The organism is Polaribacter sp. HA6-7 (assembly GCF_055693625.1).
On sequence record NZ_CM146338.1, the window covers coordinates 2,670,623 to 2,683,019 of the forward strand.

Here is a 12,397-nt window from a genome sequence, read left to right on the forward strand (position 1 = left end):
ATCTACAAATCAGTAACACATCCTTTAGAAGCAGATGCCACCGTTTTTGCATATTTATATAAAATTCCTTTTTTATGTTTTAATGCTGGCGCAACCCAATTTGCTTTTCTAGCTGCTAATTCTTCATCAGAAATTAAAACATTTATCGAATTGTCTTCTGCACTAATTCTAATTTTATCGCCTGTTTTTAACAATCCAATTGTTCCCCCATTTTGTGCTTCCGGAGTTATGTGCCCAACAACAAAACCATGAGTTCCTCCAGAAAAACGTCCATCTGTAATTAAAGCTACAGATTTACCAAGACCAGCACCCATAATTAAAGAAGTTGGTTTTAACATTTCTGGCATTCCTGGTCCTCCTTTTGGCCCCACATACCTAATGACGACTACATCTCCTTTTTCAACTTCTCCGTTAGAAATTCCTGCGTTTGCAGCTTGCTCACCATCATAAACCACTGCTTTTCCTTCAAACAGCAAGCCTTCGTTTCCGAAATTTTTGCTACAGCACCTTCTGTTGCTAAGTTTCCGTATATAATTTGAATATTTCCGAAGACTTTAAAGCCTTATCTCTCGGAAAAATCACATCTTGCTCTTCAAACTCCATTGCCCCTACGTCTGCTAAATTTTCAGCCAAAGTTTTACCAGTTACTGTTAAACAATCTCCATGTAAAAAACCTTCTTGCAATAAATATTTCATAATTGCAGGCGTACCTCCAACTCCATGAACATCTTCCATTAAATACTTACCAGATGGTTTTAAATCCGCAATTAAAGGGGTTCTATCGCTAACTCTTTGAAAATCTTCTAAAGTAAAATCTATTTCTGCGGCATGCGCAATAGCTAAAAAGTGCAATACTGCATTTGTAGAACCACCTAAAGCATTTACTAAAGCCACTGCGTTTTCTAATGACTTTTTAGTTATAATATCTAGAGGTTTTAAATCTAACTCTAAGAGGTTTTTAATTGCTCTTGCTGTTCTTTCTGCTTCTGATAATTTATTTGGATTTTCTGCAGGAATTGAAGAATTATAAGGCAAAGCAAAACCCATACATTCTATAGCAGACGCCATTGTGTTTGCTGTATACATACCTCCACAAGCGCCAGCACCAGGTATAGCTCTTTTTATAATTTCTTTATATTCCTCTTCCTCTATTTCTCCAGCAACTTTTTGCCCTAAAGCCTCAAATGCAGAAACAATATTTAATTTTCTTCCTTTATAATTTCCAGACGCAATAGAACCACCATACATCATTATTGCTGGTCTATTTAAACGCAACATAGCAATTATAGAACCTGGCATATTTTTATCGCAACCAACAATTGCAACAACAGCATCGTAACTTTGAGCATTCATTACAGTCTCTATAGAATCTGCAATAATATCTCTAGACACTAAAGAATAGTTCATACCGAAGTTCCCATAGAAATACCATCAGAAACACCAATCGTATTAAAACCTAACCCTACCATATCTGCAATATTACATTCAACTTTAACTTCGTCTTTTAAACGATTTAAATGCATATTACAAGGGTTACCATCATAACCAGTACTTGCAATACCTACTTGGGCTTTGCTCATATCTTCATCTGTTAAGCCTACGGCATATAACATTGCTTGAGATGCTGGTTGAGATTCGTCTTGCGTTAACCTTTTGCTATGTTTATTTAATTCCATTTATTGTTTTGTTCAATTTATTGACTAAATTACTATGTTTCTCTATTTACATTACATAAAATGCAATGATACCGTTTACATTCAGGGATTATAATTAATATTTAAAATACTGAAAACAAGTGTTTTAACTGTTTATTATTATGACATTCAACTTTTGAAAAAATCATAAAAAAACCTTCCATTTAAAGTGGAAGGTTTTTTTATAAAAATATAAATACAACTTCCTCATCAAACCGCAATAATTACGATGACGCTTGTAATTGAAATAATATTTAAAAATGATTTCATCATATATTTTTTATCAGAATTCTAGGGATTAAATAATAGTACTTTGCCCCATGTGAATATTCTTAAAATTAAGGTTACTATCTTCTTGATTAGAAATGTAATCTGCTATAAAATCTCCTACTTTAGATGTTGATGCTGGATATTTATTTTTACCTTTAATATCTTCTGTAGTAATACCTAATAATAAAGATTTTTCTACAGCTCTTTCGATTGCATCTGCTTCTTCATGCAAGCCTAAATGTTCTAACATCATAGCTGCAGATAAAATTGACGCTAAAGGATTTGCTATATCTTTTCCTTTTGCTTGTGGAAAAGAGCCATGAATTGGCTCGAATAAAGCGTTTCTTTTTCCTAAGGATGATGACGCTAATAAACCGATAGAACCACCAATTACACTTGCTTCATCAGAAATAATATCGCCAAATAAATTTTCTGTAAGAATTACATCAAATTGTTTAGGATTTAAAATTAACTGCATTGCAGCATTATCTACAAACAAAAACTCTAACTTAACGTCTTTATATTGTTTTGCAATTTCGGTAACTGTTTTTCTCCATAAACGAGAAGTTTCTAAAACGTTTGCTTTATCGACCAAAGTCACTTTTTTCTTCTAGTTTGCGCCGCTTTAAAAGCTAAATGAGAAATTCTAGATATTTCTTCAACATCATAAGAACAACCATCGAAAGCAGATTTACCATCTTCACTTACTTCTTTTTTTCCGAAGTAAATTCCGCCCGTTAATTCTCTAAAAATTGCAATATCTGTACCTTTTATAATTTCTCTTTTTAAAGGAGAGTTTTTAATTAAACTATCATAAGCCTTTACAGGTCTAACGTTACAAAACAAACCTAATGTTTGTCTTAATTTTAATAAACCTTGTTCTGGTCTTACTTTTGCAGATGGATCCTTATCATACTTTGGATCGCCAATAGCGCCAAACAAAATTGCATCTGCGTTTTTACATGTTTTTATAGTTTCATCCGGCAAAGGGTTGCCTGTTGCCTCAATAGCACATGCGCCCATTTGCGCTTCTTCGTACAAAAATATATGATCATACACTTCTGCAATAGCATCTAATGCTTTTTTTGCTTGATTGGTAACCTCTGGACCAATACCATCTCCCGGAATTACTGCTATTGTATATTTCATACTTTTATTATTAAATTGTTATGCCATTGCTATTTTAGAAGTCTTATTTACTTCTTTCATTATATTATGAATGTCTTGATCTTTTACTTCTTTTTGCTTGTCTGCTGTTTCTAAAAAAGAGCTATACGCTTCATCTAGTTGAACTTTTGTTAATTCGTAACCAATCTTTTTTGCTCTGTAAGCCAATGCTGCTCTACCGCTTCTTGCTGTTAAAACGATTGCACTTTCTGTTACACCTACATCTTCAGGATCCATAATTTCATAGGTTTCTCTGTTTTTAATTACACCATCTTGATGTATACCGAACTATGTGCAAATGCATTTGCACCAACTATTGCTTTGTTTGGTTGCACAGGCATACCCATACTTTCTCTTACCATTATAGATGTATCGTATAATAATTTAGAGTTAACTGTTGTTTCTAAATTAAGGTAAGGATGTTGTTTTAAAACCATAACAACTTCTTCTAAAGCTGTATTTCCTGCTCTTTCTCCAATACCATTAATTGTACATTCTATTTGTCTTGCTCCGTTTATAACACCAGCAATAGAGTTTGCAGTAGCCATACCTAAATCGTTATGACAATGACAAGATAGAATTACATTTTCTATACCTTTTACATTTTCTCTTAAATACTTAATTTTTGCACCATATTCTTCTCGGTAAACAATATCCTGTAGTATCCGGTATATTTAACACTGTTGCTCCTGCTTTAATTACTGCTTCACAAACCCTTGCCAAATACTCATTATCTGTTCTACCTGCATCTTCTGCATAAAACTCTACATCATTTACAAAAGACTTAGAATAAGAAACGGCTTTTACAGCTCTTTCTATAACTTGTTCTCTTGTAGAGTTAAACTTAAATTTTATATGAGAATCACTTGTACCAATACCTGTATGAATTCTTGGGAATTTTGCATTTTTTAAAGCCTCTGCTGCAACTTTAATATCATTTTCTACAGCTCTTGTTAAACCGCAAACTGTTGCATTTTTTACAATTTTTGCAATTTCAGAAACCGAATTAAAATCTCCAGGACTAGAAACAGGAAAACCAGCTTCTATAACATTTACGCCCAATAAATCTAATCTCTCTGCAATTACTAGTTTTTGATTAGTGTCTAATTTACACCCAGGAACTTGCTCTCCATCTCTAAGGGTTGTATCGAAAATTTGTACTTGATTGTCTTGCATAATTTGTATAAAGATTGTCCTTATTATAAATCAAATATATATCTTGCCTTTCCAATCTATTTATTAACTTTAGGCAATACACGATTTCTAAAACAAATCAAAAATATTTAAAAAACTGATTACCAATATATTATGAGTAAAATCATTACATCCGTCAATCAACAAAATGATGCTTTATTTGTTCTAATTAAGTCTTTAACAAAGTCTGAAAAGAGACAATTCAACCTATATGTAGGTCGATTGGGTGGTAATATTGATGCAAAGTTTTTTTCTTTATTTAAGTTTTTAGAAAAGCTAAAAGTCTATGATGAAAAAGTTATTATTGGAAGCGGAATTGTATCTAAACAACAACTTTCTAATTTAAAAGCGCATTTATATAAACAAATATTAATTAGTCTGCGTTTAAATCCCGCTCACAAAAATGTAAGGATTCAAATAAGAGAACAATTAGATTTTGCAACAGTACTTTATCAAAAAGGATTATACAAACAAAGTTTAAAATTACTAGAAAAAGCCAAAAACATGGCTTTAGATAATGAAGAGAAAAATATTGCTTACGAAATTGTAGAATTAGAAAAGGTAATAGAAACACAATATATAACAAGAAGTATTAGCACAAGAGCAGATCAATTATCTGTGCAAGCAAAAGAGCTAAGTCAGCAGAATGTTATCGCAAGTAAACTCTCTAACTTATCATTACAATTATATAGTCACTTACTACAAAATGGTTATGTAAAAAATGAAGAAGAATTATTGTTTGTAGAGAAGTATTTTAACAGCAAAATGCCTAAATACAAATATCAAAACTTAGGGTTTAGAGAAAAGCTTTGGTTATATAAAGCCCATTTATGGCATAGTTTTTTGATTCAAGATTTTTTACTTAGTTACAAATATGCTAAAAAATGTGTCGATTTATTTGACAATTCTAAATTGATCAACTTACATCCTGTTTTTTATTTAAAATCTAAAAACTACCTTTTAGAAGCTTCTTTTTTAGTAAAAAAACATCAACATTTAAAGAAGAATTAGCTGCATTTGAAAATGAAATAGATAATAAAGAAATTCCGTTAAACACAAATACAGAACTACTAATCTTTTTATATTTCTACTCTAATAAACTGCACCTTCACTTTTTAGAAGGAACTTTCGAGCAAGGTGAATATTTAGTAGAAATTATAAATGACAAAATAGAAGAGTATAAAAATAGATTAGACAATCATTATGTAGTACTACTTTACTATAAAATTGCTTGTCTGTATTTCGGAATGGGAGAAAACAGGTTATGTATTGCTTATTTACAAAAGATTATTAAGTCTAAAAACTTAAGTTCTGCAGAAGATTTACAATGTTTTGCTCGTATATTAAACCTAATAGCACATTACGAATGTGGTTTAGATTACGATTTAGAAAGACAATTTGTAGACACTTATAAGTTTCTATTAAAAATGGAAAACTTACAAGAAGTGCAAAAAGTATTTTTAACTTCTATTAGAGATTTAAGCGATGTTTTTCCGCATGAAATTAAAAACGAATTCAAAAAATTCATGCAAAACTTAAAGTCTTCGAAAATCATCCGTATGAAAAAAGAGCTTTCTTATATTTAGATATTTTATCTTGGTTAGAAAGTAAGATCGAAAACAAAACTATAGCTACAATAATTAAAGAAAAATCAAAATTGATTTCAAAATAATTTCATATTTATATTTTTAATACTTAAATTTTACATATTACACATAAATCAACGTAAAAGTTAAAATAATTCTCATTATTTAAGTCGCTATTAAATATAAATAATACATTTGTTGCGTGAGTAATTCTAATTTACATACAAAAACTTTAAAAACTATTTCTATAGTTGGTATTTCTATGGCTACTATTACACGCACATCTTCTACAACAATTACCCTTTAGGGGTTTTTATATATTCATATCATCTTAGGTTATACTTAATTTCGATTTCTCGAAGTTACATCAATAAAAAATAAATTATACAAACTATTCATTACCAATGAAAGTATTAAAATTTGGCGGATCATCTGTCGCAAGCTCAGAAAACATAGAAAAAGTTTTAGCCATAGTTGCTAAAGAATCTAAAAACGAAAAAGTAGTAATTGTTGTTTCTGCTTTTGGTAAAACTACAGACAAACTTTTAGCCGCAGCAAACGAGGCTATTGTTGATATCAATATCGCTAAAAACACTTTAGAAACTATAAAAAATTTACATTTTGAAATTATAGAAAACCTTATCACTAAAGATATGGATGTAGTTTCAAAAGAAGTTTTTGACTTATTTAAAAGATTAAATTCTATTTACGAAGGTATCTTTTTACTACAAGAATTATCTGATAAAACATTAGCAAAAGTTGCTAGTTTTGGCGAAAGATTATCTTCTTTTATTATTGCCAATGCTGCTAAAGAAACTTTAAATGCTAGCCATAAAGAAAGTAGAGATTTAATAATTACGAACAACAATCACTTAAACGCACAAGTTAATTTTAAAATTTCTAACGAAAACATTACCACTTACTTTAACAACAATAATAATCAAGTGGTTATTTTAGGCGGATTTATTGCATCTAATTCTGCTAAAGAAACTACCACTTTAGGTAGAGGTGGTTCAGATTTTACAGCTTCTATTTATGCAGCTGCATTAGACGCCAATGAGCTTCAAATCCGGACAGATGTTAGCGGAATGTACACAGCAAATCCTAGAATTGTAAAACAAGCTTTTCCTATTTCAGAAATTTCTTATGAAGAAGCTATGGAATTATCTCATTTCGGAGCAAAAGTGTTGTATCCACCAACAATTCAGCCATCTTTAAGAAAAGAAATTCCTATTAGAATTAAAAATACTTTCGATCCGAGAAAATAACGGAACTTTAATTTCTAAAAACCCAAAAAACAATAACGGAGTAAAAGGAATTTCTCATATTGAAGACATCAGCTTAATTACTTTAGAAGGTGGCGGAATGATTGGAATTCCTGGTTTTTCAAAACGTTTATTCGAAACACTTTCTCAAGAAAAAATAAATGTAGTTTTTATAACTCAGGCTTCTTCAGAACACTCAATCTGTGTTGGTGTTTATGAAAATGATGCTTTAAAATCTAAAGAATTATTAGAAGAAACTTTTAGTATAGAAATTGCTAGAAAAAAATAAAACCAATTATTGTAGAAAGTAATTTGGCAATTATTGCTGTTGTTGGAGAAAGTATGAAAAACCATCAAGGTTTAAGCGGTCAAATGTTTAGCGCATTGGGTAGAAACAACGTAAATGTTAGAGCAATTGCCCAAGGTTCATCAGAAAAAAACATTTCTGCAGTAATTAATAAATTTGATGCTAAAAAGGCTCTTACAACTTTACACGAGCAATTTTTTGAAGAAAAAATAAAACAATTAAACCTTTTTGTTACAGGTGTTGGTAATGTTGGCGAACGATTTTTAGCTCAAATTAATCAGCAAAAAAAGTTTCTAAAAGAAAACTTAAAATTAAAAATTAAAGTGATTGGTATTGCAAATTCTAAAAAAATGTTTTTTGATGAAAGCGGTATCAACCTAAAAAACTGGAAAGAGGCTTTAAATAACGGCGAACCAACTAGTCTTGATAGTTTTTATAATAAAGTTAAATCTTGCAACCTAGTAAACAGTGTGTTTGTAGATAATACAGCAAATAAAGAAGTCTCAGAAGTTTACGAAAAATATTTACGTGAAAGTATTTCTGTAGTTACTTGTAATAAAATTGCTTGCGCATCTAGCTTTAGTAATTACAAAACCTTAAAACAAGTTTCTAGAAAATATAATGCTTCATTTTTATTCGAAACAAACGTTGGTGCCGGTTTACCAATTATAGACACGCTAAAAAACTTGATAAATTACGGCGATAGAATTCATAAAATTCAAGCAGTTTTATCTCGGTAGCTTAAACTTTGTTTTTAATAATTTTGATGAAGATGCAACTTTTCATGATGTTGTGGCAGAAGCTCAAAAAGAAGGTTATACAGAACCAGATCCAAAAATAGATTTAAGCGGTGTAGATGTTGCTAGAAAAATTTTAATTTTAGCTAGAGAAAGCGGCTATAACCTAGAATTAGAAGACATTACAAATAATTCTTTTTGCTAGAAGAAAGTCTTGCAACTTCAAATAACAAAGACTTTTATGATTCGTTAATTAAAAATGAAACACATTTTCAGCATATTTTTCAAGAAGCAAACGATAAAGAGTGTAGATTAAAGTATGTTGCCGAATTCGAAAACGGTAAAGCAAATGTTGGTTTACAACATATTTCTGCAGATCATCCTTTTTATAATTTAGAAGGTAGCGATAATATTGTACTTTTCTTTACAGAAAGATATCCGAGAAAATCCATTAATTATAAAAGGTGCTGGTGCTGGTGCAGATGTTACTGCTTCGGTATTTTTGCTGATGTTATTAGAATTGCAAATCAATAAAATAATGAATTATCTAAAAATATTTTCTCCGGCAACAGTTGCCAATGTTTCTTGCGGATTTGATTCTCTTGGTTTTGCTGTTGATACTATTGGCGATGAAATGACTTTTACAAAAACGCAAGAAAAAGGAGTTAAAATAACAAATATTACAGGCGCAAATTTAACGTATGATGTTGATAAAAATGCAGCAAGTGCAGTTGTAAAAAAAATGCTAGAAGATGCAAATGCAGATTTTGGCGTAGCTTTAACAATTCACAAAGGTTTTTCTCCGGGTAGTGGCTTAGGTAGTTCTGCTGCAAGTGCTGCGGGTGCTGCTTTTGGTACAAATAAATTACTTAACAACGTGTTTTCTAATTTAGAACTTACAAAATTTGCTATGTTTGGCGAAAAAGTTGCTTGCGGTTCTGCAATTGCAGATAATGTTGCAGCTGCAATTTATGGTGGTTTTGTATTGGTTAGAAGCTACGAGCCTTTAGAAATCATAAAATTACCTGTACCAAATGAGTTAAGAGCTGTTGCTATTCATCCGCAGATAGAAGTAAAAACAAAAGATGCTAGAGAAGTATTACCTTCTAAAATAGACTTAAACGATGCAGTTACACAATGGGCAAATGTTGGTGGGTTAATTAGCGGTTTGTACACAAACAATTATCAATTAATTAGTAATTCTTTGGTTGATATTATAGTAGAACCGCATCGAAAAAAATTAATTCCGTTTTTTGACAACGTAAAAAATAGCGCCTTAAAAGCAGATGCTTTAGGTGCTGGAATTAGTGGTTCTGGTCCAACAATTTTTGCACTTTGTAAAGGTGATGAAATTGCGAATAAAGTACATCAAAGCATCAAAGAAACTTACAAAGAAACAGGTATCGATTTTGAAATGTACATTTCGAAAGTAAATCCTGATGGTATGAAAATATTAAATAGTAATTAATCGTCATTACAAAGAAAGAAAATGACTGAAGTAATCTCTTTCTAACAAATCGGTTGCTTCGTTTCTCTCGCAATGACTAATAATCAAAAAAAATGAACTATTACAGTTTACATCATAAATCACCAAAATCAACATTTAAAAATGCCGTTGTACAAGGTTTAGCAAAAGATAGAGGAATTTATTTTCCGGATAATATCACGCCACTTTCTAGCGATTTCATCGAAAATATTTCAGATTACTCTAATCATGAAATTGCTTATGAAGTAATTAAACAATTTGTAGGTGATGAAATTCCGACAAAAAAATTAAAAGAAATTATTGCAAATACAGTTTCATTCGATTTTCCTTTGGTGAAGGTTGATAAAAATGTTGCGTCTTTAGAGCTTTTTCACGGACCAACCATGGCTTTTAAAGATGTTGGTGCAAAATTTATGGCACAATGTCTAGAGTATTTTAATGAAGACAATTCAGAAGAAGTAACTGTTTTAGTTGCAACTTCCGGAGACACAGGTGGCGCGGTAGCTAATGGATTTTTAGGTGCAAAAGGTGTAAATGTTGTTATTTTATACCCATCAGGCAAAGTAAGCGACATTCAAGAGAAACAATTAACAACTTTAGGACAAAATATTACAGCTTTAGAAGTAGATGGTGTTTTTGACGATTGCCAAGAAATGGTAAAAACTGCCTTTTTAGATGAAGAAATAACCAAAACCTTAACCTCTGCAAATTCTATTAACGTTGCAAGGTGGTTACCGCAGATGTTCTATTTTTTCTTTGCCTACAAAGAACTACATAAGCAACATAAAGACATTGTTTTTTCTGTTCCTAGCGGAAACTTTGGTAATATTTGTGCCGGAATTATGGCTCAGAAAATCGGCTTACCTATAAAGCATTTTGTTGCATCAACAAACGTTAATGACACGGTTCCAAACTACTTAAAAGATGGAGTTTACAAGCCTAAACCATCAAAAGCAACTATTTCTAATGCTATGGATGTTGGGAATCCAAGTAACTTTATAAGAATTCAAGAATTATTTAACAATGATTTAGAATCTTTAAAAAATGCATTTTCTTCTTACAGTTTTTCTGATGATGAAACAAAAGCGACAATGAAAGAAATTTATAAAAACTCTGGTTATGTTCCGGATCCTCATGGCGCTGTTGGTTATCTAGGTTTACAAGAATATAAATTAAAAGATAGTGATTTTGGTGTGTTTTTAGAAACTGCGCATCCTGTTAAGTTTTTAGATGTTGTAGAAGAAACATTGCCTGTTAAAGTTGAAATTCCTGCTCAAATAAAAAAGGTAATTAATAATAAAAAAGTTGCTTTAAAAGTTTCTAATTATCAAGATTTAAAAGATTTTCTTTTAAAATAATAACTTTTTAAAGCATAAAAAAAGGATTACAACAGAGCTGTAATCCTTTTTTTATGTTATAATAGAAATTTAGTTTTTAGCATTTACCATCCAATTTATACCAAACTCATCTGTACATCTACCAAAAAAACCCCATTCTCTTTCTCTAAACTCGTGATGCACAACTCCGTTTTTAGATAAATTTTCAAAAACAGATTTTGCTTCTTCTTTTTGATTAAAATCTACACTCATATGCACTTGATTTCCTGAATTTATTGGAGTATCAGGCGCAGCATCATAAGCCATAAAATTCACACCTTTACCTTTTAATTCTGCGTGTTGTAGTTTTTTCCTATATGATGATGGCACATCAATTTTCTTGTCTTCGTATGTTATTCTATTCTCTACTTTTGCATCAAATAATTCTCCATAAAAATTTAATGCCTCTTGACAATTTCCATCGAACGCTAAATAAGATTGTACTTTCATTTTTCTAAATTTTAAAGATTAATATTCTATGATTCAAAAATAGAATACTACTACTTTATGCTTTAGCTTAAATGATTTTTATATTAACGCTATCTCTATTTTTAGATAAATTAGCGATCTAAGACATCTTTAATCAACCAATCATCTACAGATAATTCTTCTGATGAATGTAAAACAGAAATATCACCTGTTGTCTCAAAAATTACAGCTTTTACTTCAGATAATTTTAAAACATTTGCTTCTCTTAACTTCGCTCTTAAATCTCCTTCGGTAACCTTTGCCTTTTTAAGGTTTTCCCACAAAATTTGATCATTCTTCATTAAAAATAATGGTTCGTTATCTACAATATTTCTAAAAAACTGAAACCTTCTTAAATATGCGGTTATGCCTTGTAATACATAAATTGTAGTCAAACCAAATACACCTTCAAATAAAGAAACGGACTTAGAAAGTAATGTTGATGCAATAATAGAACCTATTGCAATTGTGCAAGCAAAATCGAAACTAGACATTTTAGAAAAGCTACGTTTGCCGAAAATTTTAGTGAGTAATATTATGATAAGATAGATACCCAAACAAGATATAAATATAAATTGCAGTGTATTATAATTGGTGAAAATCCATTCTTTCATGTTCTTATTTTTGTATAAAAATATAAGAAACAAATAAAAAGTCCTAACAAATTAAATTTGTTAGGACTTTTTTGTTGGCCTACAAGGACTCGAACCTTGAATGTCGGTACCAAAAACCGGTGTGTTACCAATTACACCATAGGCCAATGCTTTAATGCGGGTGCAAATTTAAAACTTTCTTTTAAACTCACAAACATTTTTAAATATTTTTTTCTTTAACAAAGATTTATGAG

General features: G+C 30.6%; 4 protein-coding genes, 1 tRNA gene and 5 pseudogenes. 4 read left to right on the forward strand and 6 right to left on the reverse strand.

The window, feature by feature from the left end:
- Positions 1-2: 2 nt before the first annotated feature.
- The 3 pseudogenes from ilvD to ACZ1HD_RS14975 all read right to left on the reverse strand — a co-directional run bounded on the left by ilvD (position 3) and on the right by ACZ1HD_RS14975 (position 4,307).
- Positions 3-1,676: pseudogene (ilvD, locus tag ACZ1HD_RS14965) on the reverse strand (dihydroxy-acid dehydratase).
- 316 nt (positions 1,677-1,992) lie between these two features.
- A pseudogene (gene leuB, locus ACZ1HD_RS14970) lies at positions 1,993-3,113 on the reverse strand (3-isopropylmalate dehydrogenase).
- A gap of 18 nt (positions 3,114-3,131) precedes the next feature.
- A pseudogene (locus ACZ1HD_RS14975) lies at positions 3,132-4,307 on the reverse strand (2-isopropylmalate synthase).
- A gap of 132 nt (positions 4,308-4,439) precedes the next feature.
- Here ACZ1HD_RS14975 and ACZ1HD_RS14980 point away from each other — a divergent pair.
- The 4 genes and pseudogenes from ACZ1HD_RS14980 to thrC all read left to right on the forward strand — a co-directional run bounded on the left by ACZ1HD_RS14980 (position 4,440) and on the right by thrC (position 11,064).
- Positions 4,440-5,997 (forward strand): annotated as a pseudogene (locus ACZ1HD_RS14980) (hypothetical protein).
- Between the two features lie 318 nt (positions 5,998-6,315).
- Positions 6,316-8,754, forward strand: a pseudogene (thrA, locus tag ACZ1HD_RS14985) (bifunctional aspartate kinase/homoserine dehydrogenase I).
- A 4-nt stretch (positions 8,755-8,758) separates the two neighbouring features.
- Complete coding sequence (locus ACZ1HD_RS14990; protein ID WP_340932310.1) at positions 8,759-9,688, forward strand: homoserine kinase; 930 nt, start codon at positions 8,759-8,761, stop codon at positions 9,686-9,688.
- Positions 9,689-9,780: 92 nt separating this feature from the next.
- A complete protein-coding gene (gene thrC, locus ACZ1HD_RS14995; RefSeq protein WP_472687904.1) occupies positions 9,781-11,064 on the forward strand; it encodes a threonine synthase in 1,284 nt (427 codons plus the stop codon).
- 69 nt (positions 11,065-11,133) lie between these two features.
- Here thrC and ACZ1HD_RS15000 read toward each other — a convergent pair whose 3' ends face one another.
- The 3 genes from ACZ1HD_RS15000 to ACZ1HD_RS15010 all read right to left on the reverse strand — a co-directional run bounded on the left by ACZ1HD_RS15000 (position 11,134) and on the right by ACZ1HD_RS15010 (position 12,310).
- Positions 11,134-11,532: a VOC family protein gene (locus tag ACZ1HD_RS15000; protein ID WP_340932306.1), complete on the reverse strand. Its 399-nt coding sequence runs from the start codon at positions 11,530-11,532 to the stop codon at positions 11,134-11,136.
- A 110-nt stretch (positions 11,533-11,642) separates the two neighbouring features.
- Positions 11,643-12,044, reverse strand: coding sequence for a DUF421 domain-containing protein (locus ACZ1HD_RS15005; RefSeq protein ID WP_472687905.1), 402 nt, complete (start codon positions 12,042-12,044; stop codon positions 11,643-11,645).
- 194 nt (positions 12,045-12,238) lie between these two features.
- Positions 12,239-12,310, reverse strand: a tRNA-Gln gene (locus ACZ1HD_RS15010).
- Positions 12,311-12,397: the final 87 nt, after the last annotated feature.